The sequence below is a fragment of the Haloterrigena turkmenica DSM 5511 genome, assembly GCF_000025325.1.
Lineage (GTDB): Archaea > Halobacteriota > Halobacteria > Halobacteriales > Natrialbaceae > Haloterrigena > Haloterrigena turkmenica.
The window spans coordinates 3,106,109-3,132,370 of record NC_013743.1 but is presented as its reverse complement, the minus strand read 5'-3'; the positions used below and the strand labels follow the sequence as shown (position 1 = coordinate 3,132,370).

Here is a 26,262-nt window from a genome sequence, read left to right as displayed (position 1 = left end):
ACCGCGGTTCGGGACGGCGCTCTCGAGGGTCCGCGGGGTTCGATTCCGCTGACGGAGACGATGACCCAATACTCATATCGGGTGAGACCGTACCGTTCCGTATGGCAGACAAACCGACTTCCGGAGAGATTCTCGGCGTACCGTACAACTTCGATCGACCCAGCCTCGGACGGATGATCTCCTCGTACTGGCAGCCCGGCGAGGGGATGCTCGTCGAGAAGCCCTTCGGTGTCGGCTACACGCTGAACCTCGCCAACTGGCGGTCGTGGATCGTCGTCCTCGTCGCCGGCGCGCTCCTCTGGCAGCAAGAGCAGAGCGACTCCGGAACCGACGAGGACCGCCGGGACGAGCCCGTCGAGGTCATCGTCGACGATCAGGACGAGTAGGAGCGCTCCGTTTTTCGCCGTAATTGCACTCTCGGACTCGAGAGCCGCGCTTCAAGCGTGCGCTGCCGAACCGAACCGTTATACCGGGCGGCGCCGCAACTTCGCGCCAGCATGCAGGTCGAGAGCTTCGACTTCGTCGTCGCGCGAGACGAGAGCGGCGATTTCGAGTCCGTCCAGGCCGCGATCGACGCGGTTCCGGACTTCCGAGACGCGGAGACGACGATCTTCCTCGAGTCCGGAACCTACGAGGAGAAACTGGTGGTTCCGACCTCCAAGACCAATGTGACCCTCGTCGGCGAGGACCCCGAGGAGACGATTCTGACCTACGACGACTACAACGGCGAGGCAAACCGCTTCGGCGAGGAGATGGGGACCACCGAGTCCTCGAGTTGCTTCCTGTTCGGCGACGACTTCACGGCGCGGGACCTCACGTTCCAGAACACGGCGGGCGCCGTGGGACAGGCCGTGGCCGTCCGAGTCGACGGCGACCGCGCCGTCTTCGAGAACTGCCGGTTCCTCGGTCACCAGGACACCCTCTACACCCACGGCGAGGACAGCCGCCAGTACTACCGCGACTGCTACGTCGAGGGCCGGGTCGACTTCATCTTCGGCTGGTCGACGGCCGTCTTCGAGGACTGCGAGATCTTCTGTACCGGCGACAAGGGGTACGTCACCGCCGCCTCGACGACCGAGGACACCGACTACGGCTACCTCTTCCGGAACTGCGAGATCACGGGCGACGCGCCTGAGAATTCCTTCTACCTGGGACGACCCTGGCGTCCCTACGCCCAGACGGTGTTCGCACACTGCTACCTCGGCGAGCACGTCCGGCCCGAAGGGTGGCACAACTGGCGGGACCCCGACAAGGAGGAAACCGCCTTCTACGCCGAGTACGAGAACGAGGGCCCTGGCTTTACGCCCGACGAGCGCGTCGACTGGGCCCACCAGTTGACCGACGAGGAGGCCACCGAGTACACCAGAGAGACCGTCCTCGACGGCTGGGATCCGCTCGAGCGGCTCGCAGACGCCGACGACTGATCGCCGGCCGCCAGCCGTCGATCGCCGATCGGCACGTACTGAGCCTCGAGCCATCAGCGGCCGACGTCACCGCTGACACTTCCGAAAGGCGGAGACGACGACCGACGTCGGCGCGACGCAACCGACGACGCTTTGCCGTCGCCGCCACGTCGCTCGCACATGGCCATTCGATTCGTCACCGGCAACGAGGGGAAGGTTCGCGAGGCGCGGGACTACCTCGCGGACCTCGAGCCAGTCGAACAGATCGACTACGACTACACCGAGGTCCAGAGCGACTCGCTCGCTGAGATCGCGGCCCACGGCGCCCGCGAGGCCTTCGAGGAACTGGGGAGCGACGAACCGGTCCTCGTCGACGACGCTGGACTGTTCGTCGACGCGCTCGAGGGATTCCCGGGCCCGTACTCCTCCTACGTGGAGGACACCGTCGGCGTCGAACGGCTCTGGCGACTCGCAAGCGAAGAGGAGAACCGACGCGCTCGGTTCAAGACGGTGCTCGCGTACGCCGACGGCGAAGTGCCACGCACCTCGGACGAGACGGCGAGCGAAGCGGATAGCGGTTCGCGAGCCGTCAGAGTCGAGACCTTCGAGGGCTCGGTCGCCGGAACGCTCGTCGCGCCGCGCGGCGAGGGTGGGTTCGGCTACGATCCGATCTTCGAGTACAACGGGCAGACGATGGCCGAGATGAGCACCGAGGAGAAAAACGCGATCTCCCATCGCGGCCGCGCGCTGGCCGAGTTCGCGGAGTGGTACGCCGGACGCGACCAGTGAGGCGATAGATCGACTTTTTCCGATTTGCTCTCGACGACCTGACTCCAATCTACCGAACCCTCGAATTCGATTATTTCTCGATATGCGGTGCTAGACCTTTATATCGTCGCGGAACGATGGATATAGTAGACGAGGGAGTGCTCGAGAAATCGCTCTCGAGAGCATCCTCTCGTCCAAAACAGATCGAGAAAACACAATATGGATTCGGACGATGACGCGATCGAGGCAGCCTGCCGGAGCCTCGAGGCCGTGTGCGACGACGTCGAGGAGACCGTTGACGCCCTGACGGAGCAGCGGCCGGCCGAAGACAGGGTCGCGACGCAAGCGGCGGTGTTCGGCGCGCTCGCGAACGAACACCGAGTACGGATCCTCGAGGCGCTCCGCGACGGCGAACTGTGCGCTTGCGAACTGCAGGTCGTCCTCGGGGCGCCCCAGTCGACGGTCGCGACCCACCTCCGGCGGCTCCGGGAAGCGGGGCTGATCAAGGGCCGGAAGAAGGGGAAGTGGACCTACTACCGGATCGCCGACACGGCGGCGCTCGAGTTGCTCGATATCGGAGCCGCCGTCGACGTTCCGGAAACCGACTGACTGTCGACCGATACGAACCGAGACAACCATGACAGGAAACGATACCACCACCGACGACGCGACCGACACGCCGCGCGATCAGCGAACGCACGTCCGCGAGCGGTACGCCGAGGTCGCGTCCGCCGACGGCGACTGTTGCGACGCCTCGACGACCGACGCCGACTGCTGTGACGACCCCGCGGCCGACGACGACACCGAAACGGAGTGCTGTGACACCTCGGAAACCGACAGCGGCTGCTGTGACGCTTCGAACGGCGAGTTCGACCTCGAGGACGATCCGTCTCGGGCGCTGTCGCTCGGCTACGAGCCGGCCGACCTCGAGGCCGCCCCCGAGGAGTCGAACCTCGGGCTCGGCTGTGGCAATCCCGTTGCGATCTCGAACCTCGAGGCCGGCGAGACGGTCCTCGACCTCGGCTCCGGGGGCGGGTTCGACTGCTTCCTCGCGGCTCGCGAGGTGGGCCCCTCGGGGCGGGTTATCGGCGTCGATATGACGCCGGAGATGCTCGAGCGCGCTCGCGAGAACGCGGCCGAGGGCGAGTTCGAGAACGTCGAGTTCCGACTGGGCGAGATCGAACACCTTCCAGTCGCCGACGCGACCGTCGATACGATCGTCTCGAACTGCGTCGTCAACCTCTCGCCGGACAAGGGCCAGGTGTTCGCGGAGGCGTACAGAGTCCTTCGGCCCGGCGGCACGCTCGCGATTTCGGACCTCGTCGCGACCGAGCCGCTACCGCGGGAGATCCGCGAGAATCCCGACGCCGTCGACGCCTGCGTCGGCGGGGCCGCGACGATCGACGAACTCGAGCCGCTGCTCGACGACGCCGGCTTCGTCGACGGCTCGATCGCCCTCGAGGGCGAGTGGACCGCGGACCTGCCAGTCGCGTCCGCTCGGATCGAAGCGAGAAAACCCGTCTGAGTCGCGATCGGAGGTTTTCGCTCGAGTCCGAATTCGAAAGCAGGGACGAACTGCGATCGACGGCCGTCAGTCGTCGCCTTCCGCGGTCGCGTTCGCGCTCCCGTCTTCGGAACCCGAACCGCCGCCGGCCTTCGCCGTGCTGTCGACGTCGACACCCTCCCAGTCGTGGTCGGCGTGGTAGCCCTCGCGTTCCTTCGCGCTGGCCGCGACGCGGATGAACTCCGCCTTCTCGCGGGCCTCGGGGATGGTGTGACCGCCGCAGTAAGAGAGTCCGGACTGGATACCCGCACAGAACTCCGCGACGACGTCGGCGACCGGCCCCTTGTAGGGGGTCAGCGCCTCGACACCCTCGTCGGCGCGGACGTCCTCTTCCTTGTCGTCGCGCTTCTCCGCGGCGGTCGTCGTCGCCATGCCGCGCGAGCGCTTGTATCGCGTGCCGTCGACCTCGACGACCGCGCCGGGGGCCTCCTCGGTGCCCGCGAAGAGGCTGCCCATCATCACGGTGTCGGCGCCCGCCATCAGCGCCTTCACCGCGTCGCCGGAGGTGCGGATGCCGCCGTCGGCGCAGATCGTCACGTCGAGAGCCTCGGCCGCCTCCGCGCAGTCGTCGACGGCGGTCAGCTGCGGAACGCCCGCTCCGGCGACCTTCCGCGTGGTGCAGTGGGAGCCGGGGCCGATGCCGACCTTCACGCAGTCGGCGCCGGCGGCCGCCAGATCCTCGACGCCCGCGGGCGTCGCGACGTTACCGGCGACGAGATCCGTCTCGGGGAACTCCTCGCGGAGCCGCGCGACGGCGTCGATGGTTCGTTCCATGTGGCCGTGGGCGACGTCGACGACGAGCGCGTCGACGCCGGCCTCGACCAGCGCCCCGCCGCGTCCGACGAAGTCCTCGTCGATCCCGATGGCGGCGCCGACCTGCTCGTCGGCGTTTTTCACGCGCGCGACCTGTTCGGCCTGTTCCGCCGGCGTGAGAAAGCGGTGGAGGACGCCGAACCCGCCGGCCCGCGACAGCGCGATCGCCAGTTCGGCCTCCGTGACGGTGTCCATCGCGGCCGAGACCAGCGGCGTCTCGAGTTCGACCGATGGCGTGAGCCGCGTCGAGAGATCCACGTCGCTGCGGCTGTCGACTGGCGAGCGATTCGGAACGAGGAGCACGTCCCCGTAACTCAGTCCGGTGCGGAGATCGTTCATTGACCCCTCACTACTCGAGGCTGTGGCCGGATAAGCGTCTCGGCTCGAGGGGCCCGTGTCACGACCGTCTCCCCGCGTGCTACTCCGACGCTCGAGGATCCCGATCCGGACCGGGATACGCCCCGCCCTCGACGGCCTCGTAGAGGCTCTCGGGGTCGAACAGCTGCGCGAACGCATCCGGGGGGCGGACGCTGACCGAGACGCGAGGCTGCAGGGAGAGGCCCGCACGCGCCGACCCCAGCCCCTCGTCGTACGAGAGCAGGTGTGCGGCCCCGCCGCGGTACGCCGAGGCGAGCGCCGGGTGGTCGTCCGCCGGCTGGTCGACGGCCACTCGCTCGGTCTCGAGTCGCTCCCGGTGGTCGGCCGCGAGGTCGGAATCGGCCAGCGCCGCGACGAGCCGTTCGGTCTCCTCGAGCAGCGGGTCGCTCGCAACCAGTTCGACCCAGGAGTGACGACGGACGTGATCGAGGGCGTCCCGGGCGTCGCCGCCGACGAGCAGGTCGGCCGCGAGCACTTTGGGGGCCGCGACGACGCGGGCCGGATTCGGTCGCTCAGGCATCGTCGCCGGCCTCCGTCTCCGTCTCGGTCGACAGTTCGTCGGCCGCCGTTCGAACGGCCTCGAGATCCACGTCGTAATCCGCGCCCCGATCGAAGAGTTCGGCCCAGCTCGCTGGCATCGGCACACCTTCGCAGTCCGGGGAGAAAAGCCCCGCGTCTCTCGAGTTCGACGGATTTGATATCGCGGTATGAAATTTATCCCGTTAGAATCGAGGGAGTGACGGACGTAGCCGACAGCCGCCGCTACACCGCTCGAGCGTCGTTCTCGCTGCGATTTTGCGGAGAGTCCGCTGCGCTACCGTCGAAAACAGAACATAGTGCGGAAAGACGCTACTCCGAGCGGCCGATCACTCCGCTCCAGCCAACGCCCAGAACAGGCCAGCGCCGAGGACGAACGCGACGCCGACGTTGATGAACAGGCCGATGGCGCCGACGCCCAGCACGAACGCCAGCGAACGGCGGCCCGAGACCGGCTCGAACGCCGCTCGAGCCAACTCGAGGGAGACGACGACGAGCAGGACGCCGAGAACCGCAAGCGGGAATGCGGCCAGCAGGGCCCCGGTGGCCACGAGCGCCAGCGCGAGGTAGCCGACCCCGAGCAGCACGTTCGCACCGCCGGTGCGAGCGCCGAAGGCGTACTTCCCCGCGAGTCCGCCGCTGCCGTGGCACATCGGCACGCCGCCGAGCGGAATCGCCGCCAGACAGGTCACGCCCATACTCGTCGAGAGCGCGTCTGGCGAGATATCCCGGTCGTAGAGATCGCCACAGAGCAGGGCAGTCGCGATCGCCGCGTTCCCGACCGTCATCCCCAACTGTGCGACGGTCCCCTCGAGCGCGGCGGAAGACAGGGTCGGCCCGCCCGCCGGGAAGACGGCGAGAGCGGGCACCTGCGGTGTCGGGATTCCCGTCGTCGTGACGGCCGTGAGGGCGCCGAGCCCGAGCACGACCAGCACGCTGGCCTGCCGGTAGCCGACCAGCGCTAGCAGGCCGACGACGGCTAGCCCGCCGATCGCGACCGGGAGGTTCCCCGTCGAGAGGTCGACGGCCGCCTCGAGGAGGAGCAAGGCGACGGCGAACTGTACGCCGCGGATCACGGGTTCGCCGACGACCCGCTGGAGTCGGCCGACGAGCCCCAGTTTCCCCACCGCGAGCAGTATGCCCCCCGCTACCAGGCCGGCGGCGGCGAGTTCCACATAGGTGAGCGTCCCGACGATCGCCAGCCCGATCAAGGCCTTCATCGGTTCGACGGACAGCGGTAGTCCGTAGTAGAGTCCCCAGACGATCTGGAAGACGCCGAAGCCGACCAGTACGTGAGGCAGGGAGACACTCGTCGTCGCCGCCAGCGCGACTACCAGCGGCAATACCGTAACCGAATCACCTAGCGCTCCTGTCAGCTCGCCCGTCGAAAACTCGAGCGCGGAGCCGGCCCCAGACCGGAACGAATGCGCCATCTATCCCCGATACAGTCGGAACCCATTTGAGGTTTGTCCGTAACCAGTTCTCGTTCTATCCCGATACCTGCGCTAGGAATATCCGTTACTGCGTCGGGCACGAAACGAGTTTTCTCGATAGTGGTCGCCGAGCTCTCGTTTCTCGGCGTATAAATTAGATCTCGCTATATAAATTAGAAGGGTCGCCGTCAGGGTCCCTCGTCTTCGACGGACTCGAGCGAGTCCGCCGCGAAGGCGTCGCTGTACCGTTCTAATGTGGATTCGTAGCCGGCCATCGCGAGGTCGTAGGTCTCTCGCAGATCGGCGATTGGGGTCTCGCTCGCGTCGATCCGCAGGTCGTCGTACGCCGGCTCCCAGTCGTGGTGTTCGGTCGTCTCGACGACGACCGCCGCGCTCTGAACCGACAGCTCCTCGCGCTTGTCGCCGCCCTCGAGGTTGCCCGCCGCGAGGGCGTCGATCAGCCGCTTCGCCAACGGATCGGTTTCGGCGTCGTCCCGAACCGCTTCCGGCCCAGTCGCGGGATCGGTCGTCTCGTGAACGGCGTTGGCCGCGTAGTTGGCCGCGGCCGCCTCGAGGACGTCCTCGCCGGTCAGCATGTTGCCGGCGACGGTGAAATTGTCGTGCTCGAGGTGTCCGGAGTGCTCGACGCACTCCGCGCCGGTGAAGGCGAACGTCTCCTCGCGGTCGACGCCGTGGAGCTGTCGCTGCGGGGCGCCCTCGTCGGCGTTGAGCAGTGCCTCGAGGGCATCATCGATCGCGAGCCCGTCCTCGAGGTAGGCGAGCCCGCGCTCGCCGAGTTCGACGTTGATCAGGCTCTGGGTCGCGACGGCGCCGCGGTCGCTGACGAACGGACAGAGCGCACCGACGCCGGGAAGACGGGTCGTCACGGCGACGCCGAATCGATGGTGGCTCTCGCCGTCCGGGGTCTCGTAGGCCTCGTGAGCGCAGATACTGAAGGTCATGGTTCGTGGATCATCGCTCGCGGACAAAAATCACGCGCCGGTCTCGTTGTGCGGTTTCGAGACCGGTCCGTCCCGCTTGCGTCGTTCAACGGCTCCGACGGAACTCGGCGTCGCCGGATTTGCCGACGGAACCGTCGGTGCCCCTCGAGACTCGTTCGCCCGTCTTCGGGGTCGATTCATTCGCAGTCGTGACTGTGTCTGACGTAAGAACTATACTGGCGGCCGCGGTGGGTTACGCCAATGGGACTTATGAGCAAAATCCTCGGCGGCGGTCAGTCTCGGACGGCCGAGGACTACGTCGAACTGGATCTCGACGACGCGTCGGCGAGTTCGGCCGAGGCGGCCATGCAGGTACACATCGCCGAAGTCAACGACCAGGCCGACGCTATCGATATCAAAGACGCCGTCTACGACGGCGACATCGTCATCGCGGACATCACGCGTCTGCGAACCTCGGATAGCACCGTCGAACACATCGTCGACGAACTCCGGCAGGTCGCCCAAGAGGTCGACGGCGACATCGTCCGGAAGGGCGACGATCAGATCATCATCACGCCGACCGGCGTCCACATCAGCCGCGAGAAACTGGGCCAGCGGGTCTGAGTCGGCGCTTCGATCCTTTCTGCGGCCCCTCTCGTTCACACTCAAGGGAGCCCTCCCTCAGATCGACCGGTCATCGAGAGACTCGTCGCAGTCCGAACGACACCGTCCAGTGTCCCGTGGGTCCATACGACACGGTACTGGTCCGAGAACCGGATCCTTATCCGGTTTTTATTGCCGTATCCAGTGACGGATGCGGCGAGTAGTGACCGCCCGCCTCGAGTCCCCTGCCATCGATCCCGTCGCTGCGGTCGAATAAAGACCGGACATACGATGGGTAACAGAGCTGTCACGAGTGGCGGCGCGTCGCTGCCGTGGTTCCGGAGCCGCGGTACGGTTTACCCTGAGACGTAGTTGAAAGAGGGTCTCGAGCCAATTCGCGGCCACAGAATGAGTACGCGACTACCGACCCCACCCGGGCCGGGACGGGGCCCGGACTCGAGGCGGTGCGATCGAAGACGTCACCCGCCAGCCGCGTCGGACGGACGACCGAAGCGACGAGCGGATACCGGAGGTGTGCGACCGTGAGCGACGCACCGCACGTCGTCTCCTCGTCGTGGCTCGAGGCCCACCGCGAGTCGGTGACGGTCGTCGACGTCCGCGAGGAGCGCGATTACGAGCAACTGGGACGGATTCCGGGCGCGGTCAACGTCCCGACCAAGGCGTTCCGTGATCCGAGCAGTGTCGCCGAGGGGAAACTGCCCGGCGCGGCGGCCTTCGCCGATTGCATGAGCGAGGCAGGGATCGAGCGCGGCGATTCCGTCGTCGCCGTCGATGACGAACGCGGCGTCAACGCGGCCCGGTTCCTGCTCACCGCGACCGTCTACGGTCACGAGGGGGACCTCTACCTGCTCGACGGTGGTCTCGAGGCGTGGCTCGAGGAGATCGAGGCCGACCTCGAGACGGCTGCACCGGGGACGGAGTCGACGCCGACCCTGACGGCGTACGAGGCCGCCAGACGCGACGACGCCCCGATCGTCGACCGCGAGGGCGTCGAAGCGGCCGTCGAGGGCGACGCCGTTGTGGTTGACACCCGAACGGCCGCCGAGTACGATCAGTCGCACATCCCTGGCGCAGTGCAACTCGGTTGGGAGGCCCTGCTCGAGGACGAGACCGGCCGACTGAAGCCCGAGGACGAACTCGAGTCGCTGCTCGCCGACCGGGGGATCGCTCCGGATGATCGGATCGTCCTCTACTGTAACACCGCGCGGCGGTTGAGCCACACCTACGTCGTCCTGCGGCACCTCGGCTACGAGAACGTCGCGTTCTACGAGGGGAGCCTGACCGACTGGGTCCGCGCGGAGGCCCCCGAGTGGGATCCCGTCGACCTCAAGCGGCAGGTCCGCGCCTACGCCGACGCGGGCGGGTTCGACGCGATGGTCGCGGAACTCGGCGAGGACGTCCTCAACCGGTTGAAGCTGATCGGCCTCTACCACCAGAAACAGCGGGGCTACTTCATGCTCCGCACGCGAGCGCCCGGCGGAATCCTCACCGCCGAGCAGGCCCGCGTCATCGGCGAGGTGGCCGACGAGTTCGCCCGGGCGCCCGAGGCGTACGGCGGCCCCGACCAGAACCCCGTCTTCGGCGACGGCTACCTCGACGCGACCACGCGACAGGACATCCAGATGCACTGGATTCGGATCGAGGATATCGCTGAGATCTGGGACCGGTACGACGAGGTTGGCCTCGAGACGATGCAGGCCTGTGGCAACTCGGTTCGCAACGTCGTCGGCTGTCCCGCCGCGGGGATCGACGCCGACGAGACGATCGACGTCCGGCCGACCGTCGAGCGCGTCAGCGAGCGGTTCCTCGGCGACCACCCCTACGCCAACCTGCCGCGGAAGTTCAAGGTCAGCATCACGGGCTGTCACGAGGACTGCGCCCGATCGGGGATTCAGGATCTGGGGCTGACGCCGGCCGTCAAGGACGGCCGCGACGGCTTCGTCGCGCGGGTCGGCGGGGGCCTCTCGGACGGCCCGCGGGTCGCTAGCGATATCGACCTCTTCGTCGAACCAGAGCAAGTCGACGACCTCGTCGCTGCGATGGCCGACCTCTTCATGGACCGGGGCAGCTACCTCGACACCGCCGTCAACCGTCTGCGGTTCCTCGTCGAGGAACTCGGCCCCGAGCGCTTCAGGGCGGAACTCGAGTCCTACGCCGACTTCGCGTTCGAATCACCTGACGAGGCGCTGACGACCGACTACCGGGGCGACCACGTCGGCGTCCACGAGCAGGACGACGGCCGCTCCTACGTGGGGTTGAACGTCCCGACGGGTCGAATGGGCGGCGACGAGTTCGCGGAACTGGCGCGACTCGCCGACGACCTCGGCGACGGCGAACTTCGGCTGACGCCCAACCAGAACGTACTTGTCCCCCACCTCGCGGACGACGCGCTCGAGGCGTTTCTCGACGAACCGGTCGTCGAACGTTACAGCCCCGATCCCGGGCCGTTCACGCGCGGAATCGTCACCTGTACGGGCCGGGAGTTCTGCAACTACGGGATCATCGAGACGAAGAACCGCGCGATCAGGTGGGCCCGCGAACTGGACGACTGGGCCGAGGAAGTCGGTATCGCGGACGACCACGACGCGATCCGCGTTCACATGTCCGGCTGCTCGGCCTCCTGCGCCCAGCCCCAGGTCGGCGATTTCGGCCTGCGCGGCGAGGTCTACCGCGACGACCACGAGTCCGGTCGCGCGGCCGACCTCGGACTCGGCGGGGACCTCGGCGACGACGAATTCATCGACTGGCTCGTCGGGAAGATTCCGATCGACGACGTGCCGGACGTGATTCGGGAGACAATGCTCGCGTACGAGAGCGACCGCGGGGCGGGCGAATCGTTCGCCGACTGGATCGACCGGAAGTCCGACGCGGAACTGCGCGAAATCGTTACGGAACGACCGAGGACCGACCCGCCCGCCGTCGGCACGGAGGTGAGCTGAATGTCCGCGGATAACCGTCCGTCGGTGCCCGAACCGAGATCCCGGTCCGAGCCGAAGGGCGTCGGCGGCGACCCTCGAGAGCTGAACGACGACGTGACCGAACCACCGGGGAAGATCTGGTTCCGCGATCTGGACGAAACCGTCATCGAGGCCGACCGCTGCATCCAGTGTGCCTCCTGTGTCGCGGCCTGTCCCTCCGACTCGATCGGCATCGACGAGGAGGAGCACCGTCCCACGCTGGTCAAGATGTGCACCGGCTGCTCGCGCTGCTGGGACTTCTGCCCCCGCAGCGGCCTCCGCTACGAACGCCACCTCGAGCTGACCGCCGAAGAACGCGGCCTCGCAGAGCCCGCGACCTACGCCGCGCGAGCGAACGGCGACGCCGCGGCGGCCGGCCAGGACGGCGGCGCCGTCACCGCTCTGCTGGCCGAACTGATCGAAGCGAGCGAACTCGACGGCGCGGTGGTCGCCCGCGAGAGCGAGGAGGACCCCCTGCGCGGAGAGCCGTTCCTCGCGACCTCTCGGGAGGACCTCCTCGAGGCCGGCGGCAGCATCTACAGCCAGACGATGGGCCTCGGCCAGATCGACGACCTGCTGGCCGATGACGGGCTCGACCCCGCCGAGGCGGACCTCGCGCTCGTCGGCACGCCCTGCGTGATTCAGGGCGCGACCGCGCTCGACCGCTACGACCACGAGCCGGCCGACCCGATCGCGCTGACGGTCGCGCTGATGTGCACCCGCAGCTTCGAGCACAGGCGGCTGGTCTCGCGCCTCGAGAGCTTCGACGTCGATTCCGAACGGGTCGACAAGATCGACATCACGGACGGGACCCTCTACGCGTCCGACGCCGACGGGACGACGCTGCTCGAGACCGACGTCGACGCGTTCGACGCCGCGGGCCTGCGGGGCTGTGCGGAGTGTGCGGACTTCGTCGGCGCTGCGGCCGACATCAGCGCCGGTAACGTCGGCACTGCGGGCGGTGAAACGACGGTCGTCGTCCGCACCGAGACCGGCCGAGCGGCCTGGACGGCGGCGGCTAACGGCCTCGAGGCGACGGCGATCGACCGCCCCGGTACGCTCGAGCACCTCGCTGACTGGAACCGCCGCCGCGCGGAGTCGACCCTCCCGCGGGAGTACGATCCCGAAGGCTCGGTCGGTATCTCCTACGAGGAGCACCGCGAGGCCTACGACGGCACCGATCGGGAACCCAAGCCGCTGAACCCGGCGCGGGTCCACCAGTACGAGGAGTGGTGTTGAGCCGCGGCAGCCCGGCTCGGCCGCTCGAGTAGCGGACCGCGTGCGACCGACGACGAACGCTCGTCTCGTGACGTGCTCGCTTCGGCTTCCGTCGATTTCGCTCGAGTCGATTTCCGTGTTCCGTCCGAACCGGTCGGCGGATCGACTCTCCGTCTCGGCCGACCGATCCAGATCACTCTGACGGTCGACCGGTCTGTTTCCCCGTTTCGGCCGCCGAGCGGCCACCGCGGGCGGGCGAGACTGAAAGGGGCGACCCGCTGGCGCCTGCGCCAGCGGGTCGGGGCTTTCGGGTGGGACTGAAAGGGGCTGTGCCGCTCGTCCAGTGGGTCGAGCGGCGCAGGGGCTTTCGGTGTTTTCAGCCGGCGGGAATTCCGGTGTCGGGTTAATACGCACAGTGCGTACTCTGTTCACATGACCGGGTTTCGAGCCACAGTCGTCGTCGAGGATCCCGGGGACTGCCCGATCGCGGACGTGTCGGCGTCTACCGACGAGCCGATCACCTCCGTGACGCGGTCGCGCGCGTCGACCGACGGGACGGTCGTCGAAGAGTTCGGTATCGCCGCCGACGCCGGGGCGGAGTCGATCGACGCCGGTACCGCGACCGACCTGACCCCGATCCAGGCGAACGAACGCGAGGAGATCTATCGATTCGAACGCGAGAGCGAGGCCGACTGCGCGTGCGAAATCGTCGAGGGAACCGGGACGCCCGTCTCTTCGGTCCGCGCACAGGACGGCGCGCTCCAGTTGACGTTTCGCACCCTCGAACTGACGGAGATCGCCGACATCGTCGACGATCTCCGGGATCGGTTCGAGAGCGTCCTCGTCGAGGAACTCACGCAGGACCACGACGACGAGACGTCGGATCCGGTTCTGGTCGACCGCGACCTGCTGACGACGCGCCAGCGCGAGATCCTCGAGACGGCCCACGAGATGGGGTACTTCGACTACCCGAAAGGCGCGAACGCGACGGACGTCGCCGAGGAACTGGGAATCGCTCGGTCGACGCTCACCGAGCATCTGGCCGCCGCCCAGACGAAGCTGCTCGACGCATTGCTCGAAAAATAATGTAAAATAATCCGCTGCATACAGTAGCTGGTGACCGAACGTCGAATTAGTTCCCCTTATAACGGGTTCGATTGTTCACACGCTCGGAACGAAACGGAGACATCACACGCGTTTGGCTGTGACGGCGAACAAACGACAATACTTTTCCAATGGGGTGCGAAATACCGACCATGGCTGACGATCTCAAAAAAGGACTGGAGGGAGTCCTTGTCGCAGAGTCAGGGCTCAGCTCGATCGATGGTGACGCCGGTCGACTGATCTATCGAGGGTACTCGATCGAGGATCTCGCTCGCGGCGCGAGCTACGAAGAAGTCCTCTATCTCCTCTGGCACGGCGAACTCCCGACCGCGGACGAACTCGAGGAGTTCTCCGCGGCGCTCTCCGAGGAGCGCGGGGTTCACGACGACGTTCTCGACGCCATGGAGCGACTCGCGGCGGCCGACGAGCGGCCGATGGCCGCACTCCGAACCGCAGTTTCGATGTTCTCGGCCTACGAGCCCGAGAGCGACGCCGATCCCGAGGATCTCGAGGCGACGATGCGAAAGGGGCGACGCATCACCGCCAAGATCCCGACTGCGCTGGCGGCCTTCGAGCGTTACCGCCAGGGCGAGGAGCCGGTCGATCCCCACCCTGAGCTGGGTCTGGCGGCGAACTTCCTGTATATGCTGACCGGCGAGGAACCCGGTGACGTCCACGCCGAAACCTTCGACCAGGCGCTGATCCTGCACGCGGACCACGGCCTGAACGCTTCGACGTTTACGTCGATGGTGATCGGCTCGACGATGGCCGACATCTACAGCGCCGTGACCGGCGGTGTCAGCGCCCTTTCCGGCCCGCTTCACGGCGGCGCTAATCAGGACGTCATGGAGGTCCTCTTCGAGATCGACGAGAGCAACCTCGACCCCCTCGACTGGGTCGAGCAGGCGACCGACGAAGGCCGTCGCATTCCCGGATTCGGCCACCGCGTCTACAACGTCAAGGACCCCCGCGCGAAGATCCTGCAAGAGCGCAGCAAGGAACTCGCCGAGGAGGGCGACGACAAGTGGTACGAGATCACCACCACCATCGAGCAGTACCTCTCCGAGGAGAAGGGACTCGCCGAACGGGGTATCGCCCCGAACGTCGACTTCTACTCGGGCTCGGTCTACTACCAGCTCGGCATCCCGATCGACATGTACACGCCCATCTTCGCGATGAGCCGCGCCGGCGGCTGGGTCGGTCACGTCCTCGAGTACCAGGAGGACAACCGCCTCATCCGCCCGCTCTCGCGATACACCGGCCCGACGGATCAGGAGTTCGTCCCGGTCGACGAACGGTAACGCGGCCACTCGAGCGAGTCAGTTTTTTCGGCGTCGCAGGTCTGTTTCGACGACATCGGAACCGATACCGGTCCCGGTAGCGCCGGTCCGACCAGTACGGGCAAGACCGTCGAGCGCGTACGCCGACGCGTGCTGGTCTTCGTCTACGGAACGCTGACCGACCCCGAACGGGTCGCGTCGCTGCTCGAGGACGGCCCCGGTGAGTACGAGTTCGCCGGGCCGGCGACGCTCGAGGGGCTCCACCGCGTCGACGGCCGATATCCGACGCTCGTTCCGGGCGGCAGCGTCGAGGGCCGGCTCCTCGCGGTCGACGAACCCGCGCTCGAGCGGCTCGATCGCTACGAAGGAGTCGATCGCGACCTGTACGTTCGGGTTGCGGTTTCGGGGCCGGACGACCGGCGCGTCTGGATCTACGTCGGCGACCCGGGTCGGCTCGGTGCCCACGCCGCCGACGGCTGGCCGGACGACCGCCCGTTTCGCGACGCGGTGCGCGCCGCTATCGTGCCAAACACCACCGTGGTAAGAAGAGACGAATGACGGTCGTCTGCCAACCGTCAGACGCGGGCGTTTCCCCGCCGCTGTCTGGCGATTTCACTTTTACTTCGGAGCCATGAGCTTTATATGCTCTGCGTCCCGTTCTACACTCGCACGTCACACGCCGTGCATTCCCTGTATTCCCTGTCGTGTTGCCGAATCGGCAACACTGTCCTGTTGGGGTCGCCGTAAGCGCCGGGCCGACCGGCGAGTCATCCCCGACAGTCTTACAGTACCCGCCCCGTAGTCGGGCGTATGCTCGAACTCGACGATATTCTCGAGGCTCGCGAACGAGTACGGGAAACGTCCAGACACACGCCGCTCGAGCGCTCGCACACCTATTCCTCGATGACCGATGCCGAGGTACACCTGAAACTGGAGAACTTCCAGCGGACCGGCGCGTTCAAGATCCGCGGGGCGACCAACCGGATCGCGACGCTCTCCGAGGATCAGAAGGACGCGGGCGTCGTCACCGCCAGCGCCGGCAACCACGCCCAGGGGGTCGCGCTCGCGGCCACGCGGTCGGGCGTCGACTCGAAGATCGTCATGCCCGAACACGCGCCGATCTCGAAGGTCAAGGCGACCAAGAGCTACGGCGCCGAGGTCGTCCTGTCGGGTCGAGACTACAACGAGGCCGCCGAGCGCGCCCACGAGATCGAACGCGAGGAGGGGCGGACCTACGTCCACGCCTTCGACGACGAGTACGTCATGGCCGGACAGGGCACGATCGGCCTTGAGATCCTCGAGGACTGCCCCGACGTCGAGACCGTCGTCGTCCCCATCGGCGGCGGCGGCCTCATCAGCGGCATCGCGACCGCGATCAAGGAGCAGAACCCGGACGTGCGCGTCATCGGCGTCCAGGCCACGGGCGCCTCGAGTGCCGCCGCCTCGCTCGAGAAGGGCGAGCGGGTTTCGATCGACGAGGTCGACACCATCGCCGACGGCATCGCGACCCGCAGCGTCGGCGAGCAGACGTTTCCCTATATTCAGGAGTACGTCGACGAGGTCGTCACCGTCTCCGATCCCGAAATCGCCGTCGCCCTGGTTTACCTCCTCGAGCGCTCGAAGACGCTCGTCGAGGGCGCGGGCGCGGTGCCCCTCGCCGCCGTCCTCTTCGAGAAGTTCGACTACGACGAGGGCGAAGTCATCGTCCCCGCGCTCTGTGGCGGTAACATCGACCTCAACACGCTGACGAACGTCATCGTCCGCGGTCTCGTCGAGACCGGGCGCTACCTGAAGATCCAAACCGTTCTGAAGGACCGGCCGGGCGCGCTCGAGGATCTGCTCGATATCTTCACCGCCCACCAGGCGAACATCTACGCCATCCACCACGATCGGACCTCCCGCGACGTCGAGATGAGCGATACGGAAGTCGAAATCGAACTCGAGATGCGCGGTCCAGACCACGTCGACGCGTTCCTCTCCGACCTGCGCGGGGCCGGCTACGAGGTCGACGTGCTCGCCTGACCGGTCGAGTCGGACCGGTCAGTCGCTCGAACTACGTACGCATTGCGTCCGGTCAGTTCACTATGCTTTTCCCACCAGTCGGCAATAACGCGATATGGGAATTCAGGAATACTTCGAATCCGATCTCCGGTTCTACTACGCGATCGGCGTCTTCGTTATGCTAGTCTACGTGCTCGGGATCTCGCTCTCGGCGCTCCTGGACCTCGCCGTTATCGATCACCGGCTCGTTCCGCTCACCGTCGGCTTCTTCCTGTTCATGTTCGTCTACTTCATCTCGGTGAGCGTCCAGGCTCTCGAGCCGGATTCCTGACCGCGATTCGACGCGCTCGACACTCGTACCGCGCTCGTGTCGGTCACTGCGGCCGCCGAGCGCTCGAACGCACTTCGGCCGCTTTTAAGCCGCCTCGGCTCGAGTCATCGATTATGAAACGGATCATCGAAACCGACGACGCACCCGCCGCGGTCGGCGCCTACAGCCAGGCGACCAGCAACGACTCGCTGCTCTTTACCGCCGGCCAGATTCCGCTGACGGCCGACGGCGACCTGCTCGACGACGAACCCATCGCGGCCCAGACCGAACAGGCCCTCTACAACCTCGACGCCGTCCTCGACGAAGCGGGCGCGTCGTCCGAGGACGTCCTCAAGGTCACCGTCTACCTCGACGACATCGACGACTTCGACGCGATGAACGAGACCTACGCCGACTACTTCGACGACCAGCCGCCCGCCCGTAGCGCGGTCGAGGTCGCCGCCCTCCCCAAGGGCGTCGGCGTCGAAATCGAAGCCGTCGCCTCCCTCGAGTAATGGCTCCGGCGCTGCCCCCGGTCGTCCGGTCCCATCCCCGAATCGTCTCGGCGCTCCTCTGGGGCGCCGTCGGTTGGATGGCGTTCCTGGCGCTCGTACAGGGCTACGCGCTGGTCGTCGACCCGCTCGTGACGTTCGGTCAGGCGGTCGTCGTCGCCGTGTTCGTCGGCGCGGCCACCGCGGGAACGGCCTACTGTCTCGAGCACCGTGTGGCCGTCTGGGCGGCGCAGCGTGCGCGGCGTGAAACCGAGGCACACAGCGGCGACGACAAAAGTAAGAGTTAAAAGACGGACGCGGTTAGGTGGAGACGAGCCAGGATGGCCGAACGGTAAGGCGCACGCCTGGAAAGCGTGTTCCCTTTGGGATTCTGGGTTCAAATCCCAGTCCTGGCGTTTTTAACGGATCTAATCCATTGAATAGGAGAATTGCTTCCTATAATTCCGTATAATTTACAAAATATTGGGTTAAAGTAGGATGAATCTTGATCCGAGAATGTCGAATAAGACTTCTCGAGGGGGCCCTCACCGAATGTTGAATGAAGATTTTGGTCATGTCTAACCGCAATTTCTAAGTTGAGGATCTATAAAATAATATGTAGTGCCATCGGACGAATATTTCCGACGGACCGCTATCACGCGGTTGACCGATCTCTCTCGAGAGGATGAGCGGTTGCTGTTCGCGACAATCGACGAGTGGCGCGACGCCTGCAACCTCGCGTCGGATCTGGCGTGGAAGCGGTACGAGACGAAGTCCGATATGCAAGACCTCGCATACGATCGGATTCGTGATGAAACCGAACTCGGTAGTCAACACGCAGTTCTCGCCTGTCACGAAGTCGCAAGTGTCGTTACATCCTGTACCGAAAAGTTGCGGAACGGAAAGAAAGCGAGCAAGCCGCGTTTTACGGCCCGATCGATTACGTACGATAGGCGGTCGATGACCGTGTTCCCCGCCAAAGAACAGGTATCGCTTACGACGCTCGGCGATCACGCTCGAGTCCGCGCCGATTTGGCACTTCCGGCGGAGGACGACGGGTATCAGTACGCGTTTCTCGACGGTGAGGGATGGGAGTACACCGAGAGCACGCTCCACTACCGCGATGACGAGTGGTACCTCCATCTCGGATTTCGCAAACTGAAAGCGGACAACGCCGGATCAACGACCGAGAACGGAACGGTTCTCGGTGTCGACCTCGGCGTGAACCAGATTGCTGTCACCAGTACAGCACGGTTTTTCGATGCGGGCGAACTCAACCACATGCGTCGCGAATTCGAGAAAACGAGGGCCGGATTACAGGAGACCGGAACGCAATCAGCGCATCGGACGCTCGAGGCTCGACGCGGGCGCGAACGACGATATGTCCGTCACGTACTCCATACTGTCGCAAACGGGATCGTTGAGGAAGCACTGGAACACGGATGCGACGGGATCGTGTTCGAGGACCTCGAGGAAATTCGGATGCAACTCCCCGAAGCTAACTGGCATTCGGACTGGGCGTTTCGGACGCTGAAAAAGTACGTCAAGTACAAAGCCGAAATCGAGGGGTTATTCATCGAGACGATCCAACCTCGGAACACGTCCAAACAGTGCGCTGAATGCGGCTTCACGGGAGACGAGAACCGGACCGGTAGCGAGTTTGAGTGCCAGTCGTGCGGAAATCGGAATCACGCGGACTACAACGCGGCGAAGAACGTCGCGAAACGGTATCTCCGTCGTGGCCACCAGTCGTCACGTCGGAGGGGCGTCAGTCAATACGCCCTGAAGTCAGGATCGAGGACGCCGAGTTAGCGTTGATGCTGCTCCCACCCGGGACCGAGGCCGAGGTCACTGACAAGCCGTCGCTCGCAACGCTATGCGAGTGGGCAGTTGGTATCCCTGTTCTGGCGTTTCCGGATGTCGTTCTGTACTCCAAACGGGGAACGCGCTGTTACTGCGATACTGTGCTGTCTTCAGACGTCTACTCAATGGGATGTCGGAGGACGACTAGACGACGAAAAATGATGAGCGGTACCGGTATCGTGGAGGCGAGACGGATTACCGCGTCACTGTCGCTGGCGAGTCGGTCGTAATCCAGCAGTCGGGGTCGTCGGGATCGCGGAGTTCGAGGTTACCGCTTTGACACACCACCATTTCGTATCGATCCGTAATCATGACCCCGTCGTGACCTGCGCCGGGATCGGATATCGTAACGGGGACCTTACCGGCCGTCTCGGCGATGGTATGAGGCCCATACCGCCCCGCGAACGGACCGGTATTCGTCGTGCGGTCGGGGCTCGAGCGGCCGTCTGCGCCCCGAATCTGGCCCGGGACTCGTCTGCAGTGCGGTATGTGGAACCGACATTCTCGAGCGGCGACGAACAACGATTTACCCCGACGGATCGACGGGCGAGGTATGTGCGGTCGCTACACGCTGATGGTCGAGCGGGAGGTCCTCGAAGAGCGGTTCGACGCGCGGTTCGCAGACGGGTTCGAACCGCGGTACAACATGGCGCCGGGCCAGCGCCTGCCGGTGATCGCGAACGACGACCCGAAGACGTTCCGGCGACTCGAGTGGGGGCTGGTGCCGTCGTGGGCCGAGGACGACAGCGGCGGGCTCATCAACGCGCGGGCGGAGACGATCGACGAGAAGCCGGCGTTTCGCGATGCCTACGAGCGCCGTCGCTGTATCGTCCCGGCCGACGGCTTCTACGAGTGGGTCGAGACCGAGGAGGGAAAACGGCCCTACAGAGTCGCCTTCGAGGACGACCGCGTGTTCTCGCTGGCGGGACTGTGGGAGCGTTGGGAGCCCGACGAGGAGACGACCCAGGCCGGCCTCGAGGCGTTCGGCGGTGGACTCGACGAGGCGGCCGACGACGGTTCAGACGGCCCGCTCGAGACCTTTACCATCGTGACGACCGAGCCCAATGATCTCGTCGCGGACCTCCACCACCGGATGGCGGTGATCCTCGAGCCGGAATCCGAACGGGAGTGGCTGACGGGCGACGACCCCGGCGAGTTCCTCGCGCCCCATCCGTCCGACGAAATGCGCGCGTACCCGGTCTCGCGGGCGGTCAACGATCCGTCGGTCGACGAGCCGTCACTGGTCGAGCCCCTCGAGACCGGCTGAGCCGTCCGAACCTCTGGCTTTCTCCGGCTCGTTCTCCCTGCGCGTTCAGTAGTGGACGCTCCGCGTGAGGACGAAGACCAGCAGCGCCATCAGCAGCGATCCGAGCAGGGTCTCGATGCTGGCGACGGCACGGGCCCATCCGCCGACGGGTTGGATGTCGCCGTAGCCGAGCGTGGCGAAGGTGATGACGCTGAAGTAGAGGCTCTTGAGAAACGTTCGAACGAGGACGGGACCGGGTGTGTCCGTCGGATCGTTGATCTCGTAGGTGATCGCCGTGTCAGTTCCGATCTCACGGATGCCGCCGGTCAGCGGGAACAGCCCCGCACAGACGACGATCAGAAGCAGCGAGGTCGCGACGACGCGCCACGGACTCGTCCCGTAGCGCATGACCCAGCGTGACCCGGCGAGCGTGATCGCCTGCAGGTAGTTTCTGCTCTGCCAGGCCAGGCGGCGCCGGAGATCCATCTCGCGAATGTAGTAGGATTGGGCCTGCTCTGAAAGCGCGTTTTCCCCGTAGAGGCGCTGCAGTTCCCTGTAGAGCCACTGTGCGGATTCGGACAGTTCCTGGAAATCCTCGTCCGACGCCCGTTCCAGTTCGTCCTCGTACACCGACCGCTCGCCGAACGCCGTCTCGAGGTTGAGTCGAACGTCGGTCAGCCCCGCGCGGTACAGTCTCGCCCCTCGAAAGTCCGCGCCCCGGAGGTCGGCGAAGGTGAACACGGCGTCGTGGAGGTTCGCGTTTCGAAACGACGCGCCGTGTGCGTCGACGTCCTGAAATCTGGCGCGGCGGAGGTCCGCCCCCGAGAGGTCGGCGCCGTCGAGGACCGCGTCGGTGAAGTCCGCGGCGACGAGCGACCGCCCCGCGAGGAACGACGTCCCGCTCACCATCGTCCCCTCGAGATTCGCTCCGTCGAGCCGTTCGCCCGGCTCCGGCGGATTTCGCTCGTACTCCTCCGACGGAACGACACGCTCGGTGTGCCAGAGACATCGATCGGCGTCGTCCCACGTGGGCCGCCAGCAACAGACCGCACCGGCCTCGTCGACCCCGCTGCTACTCGTGACGTGTCTACACCGCTGGGTAGTCATAGCCGTCTTAGCAGCTAGCTGGCACCTAATGGTGGTGCCTGAATACGTACCGACGCGAACCACGCGGCGCGGCGTTCAGTCCAGTTCCGCGAGAATCTCCCGGGTCGCCCGCCGGACGGCCTCGTCGCTCGAGCGCGTCGGCTCCCAGCCCAGCGCCGAGAGTTTCTCGATCGAGAGGCGCATCTTCGGCACGTCGCCGGTCCAGCCGCGCTCGCCGCCGGTGTACTCGAAGTCGGGATCGAGGTCCATCTCGTCGGCGACGATGGCGGCGATCCGGTCGACCGAGGTCGTCGTTCGCGTCCCGAGGTTGTAGGTGTTCATCGCGTCGTCGGCGTGTTCGACGACGTGGAACATCGCGTCGAGGCAGTCCTCGACGTCGAGGTAGGACTTCTCCTGGCGTCCGTCGCCCAGAATCGTCAGCGTCTCGGGATCGTCCTGTAACTTTTCGATGAAATCCGGAATGACGGCTCCGCGAAGGCGCGGTCCGACGACGTTCGCGAAGCGGAAGTTCCAGACGGTCAGATCGTGGCTGTGTGCCCGCGCAGAGAGCAGTCCCTCGTCCGCGAGCTTGCTCGCCCCGTAGGCGCTGATCGGCTCGAGGGGGGCGTAGTCTTCGGGCGTCGGCCGCGGGGCCTCACCGTAGACCGTCGAGGTGGAGGTGTAGGCGATCTCCGTGACGCCGGCGTCGGCCATCGCCTCGAGGATGTTGCGGGTCATCCGCGTGTTGTCGTCGAACTGTCCGTGCGGACGGTCGGTGTCGACGTGTTTCGACGCCGCGAGATGGAAGACGAGATCGATGTCGTCGAGGCGCCCATCGAGAACGCCGGGTTCGGTGAGGTCCGCCTCGATGAACGTCGCGCCCTCGGGAACGCGGTCGGCGTCGCCGTTCGACAGATCGTCGACGATCGTGACGTCGACGCCGTCGGCCAGCAGTCGTTCGGTCAGATGCGATCCGATGAATCCGGCGCCGCCCGTGACGAGGACCCGTCCGTTCGAGAGATGCATACTGGACGATCCATTGACATCGGGATAATTGTTGTCTTCGCCGTCGCGTTCCCATCGCCGTCGGCGCTCGAGCGCCTTCGATCGACGCGTCGACTTTGTTCCGCGTCTCGAGGTGGCCGACCCCGTCGCGCAAATCGAAATTACTTAAATATGGCGGATATGCGCATCTGTTACGCCGCCTACTGAGATGCTAACTTCTCACACGGATGGCGGCAAAACGGCGCGCACTACGGCGGTTTTCCGCCGTTCAATTCGCTCGCCGACGATCATCATGTGCGCTGAATAGCGTAACGTTTATGTAGAATCACAATCAATGATTCGGCTGACTATGAGCCAGCGAATGCAGCAGGGTCAGCCGATGATCGTAATGAGCGAGGATTCCCAGCGCGTCAAGGACAAGGACGCGCAGGATTACAACATCAGCGCGGCCCGTGCGGTCGCCGAGGCCGTCCGTTCCACACTCGGTCCGAAAGGGATGGACAAGATGCTCGTCGACTCGATGGGCTCGGTCACCATCACCAACGACGGCGTCACCATCCTCCAGGAGATGGACATCGACAACCCGACGGCCGAGATGATCATCGAGGTCGCCGAGACCCAGGAGGACGAGGCTGGCGACGGCACCACGACGGCCGTCGCGATCGCCGGCGAACTCCTCAAGAACGCCGAGGACCTCCTCGAGCAGGAGATCCACCCGACGGCGATCATCAAGGGCTTCCACATGGCCTCCGAGCAGGCCCGTGACGAGATCGACGACATCGCCCAGGACGTCGACACCGAAGACGAGGAGCTCCTGCGCTCGGTCGCCGAAACCTCGATGACCGGCAAGGGCACCGAGGTCAACAAGGAGCACCTCTCGCAGCTCATCATTGACGCGGTCAAGCAGGTCACCGTCGAGGACGACGAGGGCAACAACGTCGTCGACCTCGAGTTCCTCAACATCGAGACCCAGACCGGCCGTAGCGCCGGCGAATCCGACCTCCTCGAGGGTGGAATCGTGGACAAGGACCCCGTTCACGACAACATGCCCACCGAGGCCACCGATGCCGACATCCTGCTGCTCAACGAGGCTATCGAGGTCGAAGAGACCGACGTCGACACCGAGGTCTCCGTCACCGACCCCGACCAGCTCCAGAAGTTCCTCGACCGCGAGGAGAAACAGCTCCGCGAGAAGGTCGATACGATCGCCGACCTCGGCGCCGACGTCGTCTTCTGCCAGAAGGGCATCGACGACCTCGCCCAGCACTACCTCGCCAAGGAGGGCATCCTCGCCGTCCGCCGCGCCAAGAAGTCCGACCTCGAGTTCCTCTCGGAAGTCGTCGGCGCGAACGTCGTCTCCGACCTCGAGAGTGCGACCGAGGACGACCTCGGCTTCGGTGACGTCACCCGCGACGACGCGGACGAGCTGTTCTACGTCGAGGGCGAGGACGCCCACGGCGTCACGCTCCTGCTGCGCGGCTCGACCGACCACGTCGTCGACGAACTCGAGCGCGGCGTCAACGACGCGCTCGACGTCGTCGCCCAGACCGTCTCCGACGGCCGCGTCCTCGCCGGCGGCGGCGCCATCGAGGTCGAACTCGCCTCGCGCCTGCGCGACTACGCCGACTCCGTCTCCGGCCGCGAACAGCTGGCCGTCGAGGCCTTCGCCGACTCGCTCGAGCTCGTCCCGCGCGTGCTCGCCGAGAACGCCGGCCTCGACTCCATCGACACGCTCGTCGACCTGCGTGCGGCCCACGACGACGGTGACATCGAAGCTGGCCTGAACGTCTTCACCGGCGACGTCGAGGACACCTTCGAGGCCGGCGTCGTCGAACCGGCCCACGCCAAGGAGCAGGCCGTCACCTCCGCTGCCGAGGCCGCGAACCTGGTCCTCAAAATCGACGACATCATCTCCGCCGGCGACCTGTCGACCGATAAGGGCGGCGACGAAGAGGGCGGCGCGCCCGGCGGTGCCGGCGGCATGGGCGGCATGGGCGGCGGCATGGGCGGCATGATGTGAGATCGGCCCCGTAACGCCGTCAGAGACGCCAGTTTTCCCTATTCTGGGACCGTTACGGTCTCATTCGATTTTTTTGGTCGAGAAGCAGACCCGAGCGGGAACGGCGTGGTAGCGTTCCCGACGCCACGGGGACGGAACCCGGATCAATATTACTCGTCTCAATCCCGAGCGGTCCGCGTATAGAGAACTCGACTCACTCCATTCCTTTCAATGATAACGCCGGATAGATAACCTGCCGGAAAATCTGGTCTTTCCATCGTGGGTGTTTGATTTGATCGAGACCCATAATTTATTAATGGTTAGTAGAAACAGCATTTCGCAGATGTCAAACCGAACACCAGAACTTGCGACACGATTGGCTGACGACGCTCGAGCCGCACTCACGGCAGTTATCAATCGAGATACCGGTCGAACCGGCGCTGATACGCAGGCTGCTATCGAGCGAGCGAAGGCGAACCGCCAGCAACGGCAGCGAGCGCCGCGCGTGATCGAACTTGAGCCGAACGCCGTTGCGGGGACTCCCCTGGAAGGGACGATCACCGTTCTGGGCGCCGAAACCGGGTCCGACCTCCTCGCGGATTTCGAGCACGCAGTCGAAGCTGATGACGCTGCTCTCGCACGCGATGTTCAGGCACGTCTCGCCGAGGCGATCGAAACGGATGTCGACGCGGACGCGCCGGCGCTCACGGACGTCGTCTATCACGACCGAACGGTCGTTACGGCCCCGGTCGGCTCGAATCGGTTCGGTGCGGCGATGGCGCCGTACGACGGCGGCTCGCTCGATCACTCCGCGTTCGAAGTTCGCGAACACGTCGCCGACGGTGCCGACGTCGAGTGCGAGTACCGCATTATTGTCGCCCCGCCGACGTCCGAACGCGTCGAAGAGGATGCGGCGGCTGCCGCTCCCGACGACGCTGACGACGCTGCAATCGTCTTCGGCCCGGCTCACGCGTCGGTTGCGTGGGCGTTCGCAGCCGGCGTCGTCGTCGGTGTTGCACTCGGTCCGTCGGGCTCTACGGATCCCGCACTCCACCAGCTCGAGGGGCAGGTTGCCGGCGAATTCGAACCCAGCGCATCGGTTCAGGAACTGATGAGTGCTCGCGACGAACTACACGGCTGAATCGCCGTCGGTTTCTGCTCGCCCGGCTTTCAGCCGGAACCGCGGGTGACAGTACGTCCGATACCCACCAATTCAATCATCTTATTTTCCGCGGAATCAA

26 protein-coding genes and 1 tRNA gene are annotated in these 26,262 nt (G+C 65.5%); 20 read left to right on the top strand and 7 right to left on the bottom strand.

The genetic code is table 11. The annotated features are described in order from the left end of the window. Positions 1-101: 101 nt before the first annotated feature. From HTUR_RS15065 to arsM, 5 genes are all read left to right on the top strand, one after another. A complete protein-coding gene (locus tag HTUR_RS15065; RefSeq protein WP_012944180.1) occupies positions 102-386 on the top strand; it encodes a DUF5808 domain-containing protein in 285 nt (94 codons plus the stop codon). A gap of 111 nt (positions 387-497) precedes the next feature. Beyond that, positions 498-1,424: a pectinesterase family protein gene (locus tag HTUR_RS15060; RefSeq protein ID WP_049941761.1), complete on the top strand. Its 927-nt coding sequence runs from the start codon at positions 498-500 to the stop codon at positions 1,422-1,424. A gap of 159 nt (positions 1,425-1,583) precedes the next feature. Beyond that, entirely contained in the window at positions 1,584-2,192 is a 609-nt protein-coding gene (gene rdgB, locus HTUR_RS15055; protein WP_012944178.1) for an RdgB/HAM1 family non-canonical purine NTP pyrophosphatase, read from the top strand. A gap of 198 nt (positions 2,193-2,390) precedes the next feature. Beyond that, entirely contained in the window at positions 2,391-2,780 is a 390-nt protein-coding gene (locus HTUR_RS15050; RefSeq protein ID WP_012944177.1) for an ArsR/SmtB family transcription factor, read from the top strand. 28 nt (positions 2,781-2,808) lie between these two features. Next, positions 2,809-3,696 carry an arsenite methyltransferase gene (arsM, locus tag HTUR_RS15045; protein ID WP_012944176.1) on the top strand — a complete coding sequence of 296 codons (888 nt, stop codon included), beginning with the start codon at positions 2,809-2,811 and terminating at the stop codon, positions 3,694-3,696. A 66-nt stretch (positions 3,697-3,762) separates the two neighbouring features. Here the strand turns inward: arsM and HTUR_RS15040 are convergent, their stop codons facing one another. The 5 genes from HTUR_RS15040 to HTUR_RS15025 all read right to left on the bottom strand — a co-directional run bounded on the left by HTUR_RS15040 (position 3,763) and on the right by HTUR_RS15025 (position 7,858). Beyond that, on the bottom strand, positions 3,763-4,887 hold the full coding sequence (locus HTUR_RS15040) for a guanosine monophosphate reductase (protein ID WP_012944175.1): 1,125 nt from the start codon (positions 4,885-4,887) through the stop codon (positions 3,763-3,765). Positions 4,888-4,966: 79 nt separating this feature from the next. Continuing rightward, on the bottom strand, positions 4,967-5,446 hold the full coding sequence (locus HTUR_RS15035) for a DUF7384 family protein (protein WP_012944174.1): 480 nt from the start codon (positions 5,444-5,446) through the stop codon (positions 4,967-4,969). Beyond that, positions 5,439-5,564, bottom strand: a complete 126-nt coding sequence (locus HTUR_RS28470) for a hypothetical protein (RefSeq protein ID WP_012944173.1) — start codon at positions 5,562-5,564, stop codon at positions 5,439-5,441. Before HTUR_RS28470 ends, HTUR_RS15035 begins: the two co-directional genes overlap by 8 nt. A gap of 228 nt (positions 5,565-5,792) precedes the next feature. After that, entirely contained in the window at positions 5,793-6,896 is a 1,104-nt protein-coding gene (locus HTUR_RS15030; RefSeq protein WP_012944172.1) for a putative sulfate/molybdate transporter, read from the bottom strand. A 188-nt stretch (positions 6,897-7,084) separates the two neighbouring features. After that, positions 7,085-7,858, bottom strand: coding sequence for a DUF1028 domain-containing protein (locus tag HTUR_RS15025; RefSeq protein ID WP_012944171.1), 774 nt, complete (start codon positions 7,856-7,858; stop codon positions 7,085-7,087). 240 nt (positions 7,859-8,098) lie between these two features. Between HTUR_RS15025 and HTUR_RS15020 the strand changes: the two genes are divergently transcribed. The 13 genes from HTUR_RS15020 to HTUR_RS14960 all read left to right on the top strand — a co-directional run bounded on the left by HTUR_RS15020 (position 8,099) and on the right by HTUR_RS14960 (position 20,952). After that, the gene (locus HTUR_RS15020) at positions 8,099-8,461 is read left to right on the top strand and encodes a cell division protein SepF (RefSeq protein WP_008894042.1); all 363 of its coding nucleotides are present in this window, start codon (positions 8,099-8,101) and stop codon (positions 8,459-8,461) included. A gap of 521 nt (positions 8,462-8,982) precedes the next feature. Then, positions 8,983-11,400 carry a rhodanese-like domain-containing protein gene (locus tag HTUR_RS15015; RefSeq protein ID WP_012944170.1) on the top strand — a complete coding sequence of 806 codons (2,418 nt, stop codon included), beginning with the start codon at positions 8,983-8,985 and terminating at the stop codon, positions 11,398-11,400. Beyond that, positions 11,401-12,657 (top strand): Coenzyme F420 hydrogenase/dehydrogenase, beta subunit C-terminal domain, encoded by a 1,257-nt coding sequence (locus HTUR_RS15010; RefSeq protein WP_012944169.1) that lies wholly within the window; start codon positions 11,401-11,403, stop codon positions 12,655-12,657. A gap of 411 nt (positions 12,658-13,068) precedes the next feature. Then, positions 13,069-13,722, top strand: a complete 654-nt coding sequence (locus tag HTUR_RS15005; RefSeq protein ID WP_012944168.1) for a helix-turn-helix domain-containing protein — start codon at positions 13,069-13,071, stop codon at positions 13,720-13,722. A gap of 170 nt (positions 13,723-13,892) precedes the next feature. Beyond that, positions 13,893-15,041, top strand: a complete 1,149-nt coding sequence (citZ, locus tag HTUR_RS15000) for a citrate synthase (RefSeq protein ID WP_012944167.1) — start codon at positions 13,893-13,895, stop codon at positions 15,039-15,041. Between the two features lie 129 nt (positions 15,042-15,170). Further along, entirely contained in the window at positions 15,171-15,578 is a 408-nt protein-coding gene (locus tag HTUR_RS14995) for a gamma-glutamylcyclotransferase family protein (RefSeq protein ID WP_012944166.1), read from the top strand. A gap of 252 nt (positions 15,579-15,830) precedes the next feature. Then, positions 15,831-17,042: a threonine ammonia-lyase gene (gene ilvA, locus HTUR_RS14990; RefSeq protein ID WP_012944165.1), complete on the top strand. Its 1,212-nt coding sequence runs from the start codon at positions 15,831-15,833 to the stop codon at positions 17,040-17,042. A gap of 94 nt (positions 17,043-17,136) precedes the next feature. After that, a complete protein-coding gene (locus HTUR_RS14985) occupies positions 17,137-17,352 on the top strand; it encodes a hypothetical protein (RefSeq protein ID WP_012944164.1) in 216 nt (71 codons plus the stop codon). A 113-nt stretch (positions 17,353-17,465) separates the two neighbouring features. Continuing rightward, a complete protein-coding gene (locus HTUR_RS14980) occupies positions 17,466-17,846 on the top strand; it encodes a Rid family detoxifying hydrolase (RefSeq protein ID WP_012944163.1) in 381 nt (126 codons plus the stop codon). Further along, entirely contained in the window at positions 17,846-18,130 is a 285-nt protein-coding gene (locus HTUR_RS14975; protein ID WP_012944162.1) for a hypothetical protein, read from the top strand. Before HTUR_RS14980 ends, HTUR_RS14975 begins: the two co-directional genes overlap by 1 nt. A gap of 27 nt (positions 18,131-18,157) precedes the next feature. After that, positions 18,158-18,238: transfer RNA gene (locus HTUR_RS14970), tRNA-Ser, on the top strand. Between the two features lie 205 nt (positions 18,239-18,443). Next, positions 18,444-19,634 (top strand): RNA-guided endonuclease InsQ/TnpB family protein, encoded by a 1,191-nt coding sequence (locus HTUR_RS14965; protein ID WP_012944161.1) that lies wholly within the window; start codon positions 18,444-18,446, stop codon positions 19,632-19,634. A 604-nt stretch (positions 19,635-20,238) separates the two neighbouring features. Beyond that, positions 20,239-20,952, top strand: a complete 714-nt coding sequence (locus HTUR_RS14960) for an SOS response-associated peptidase (protein ID WP_012944159.1) — start codon at positions 20,239-20,241, stop codon at positions 20,950-20,952. A gap of 45 nt (positions 20,953-20,997) precedes the next feature. Here HTUR_RS14960 and HTUR_RS14955 read toward each other — a convergent pair whose 3' ends face one another. Both HTUR_RS14955 and HTUR_RS14950 read right to left on the bottom strand, forming a co-directional pair. Continuing rightward, positions 20,998-22,038, bottom strand: a complete 1,041-nt coding sequence (locus HTUR_RS14955; RefSeq protein ID WP_012944158.1) for a pentapeptide repeat-containing protein — start codon at positions 22,036-22,038, stop codon at positions 20,998-21,000. 75 nt (positions 22,039-22,113) lie between these two features. After that, positions 22,114-23,043 carry an NAD-dependent epimerase/dehydratase family protein gene (locus HTUR_RS14950; protein ID WP_012944157.1) on the bottom strand — a complete coding sequence of 310 codons (930 nt, stop codon included), beginning with the start codon at positions 23,041-23,043 and terminating at the stop codon, positions 22,114-22,116. A 328-nt stretch (positions 23,044-23,371) separates the two neighbouring features. Between HTUR_RS14950 and thsB the strand changes: the two genes are divergently transcribed. Next, positions 23,372-25,042: a thermosome subunit beta gene (thsB, locus tag HTUR_RS14945; protein ID WP_049941760.1), complete on the top strand. Its 1,671-nt coding sequence runs from the start codon at positions 23,372-23,374 to the stop codon at positions 25,040-25,042. Positions 25,043-25,364: 322 nt separating this feature from the next. After that, on the top strand, positions 25,365-26,162 hold the full coding sequence (locus HTUR_RS25590) for a hypothetical protein (RefSeq protein WP_012944155.1): 798 nt from the start codon (positions 25,365-25,367) through the stop codon (positions 26,160-26,162). The last annotated feature ends 100 nt before the right edge of the window (positions 26,163-26,262 follow it).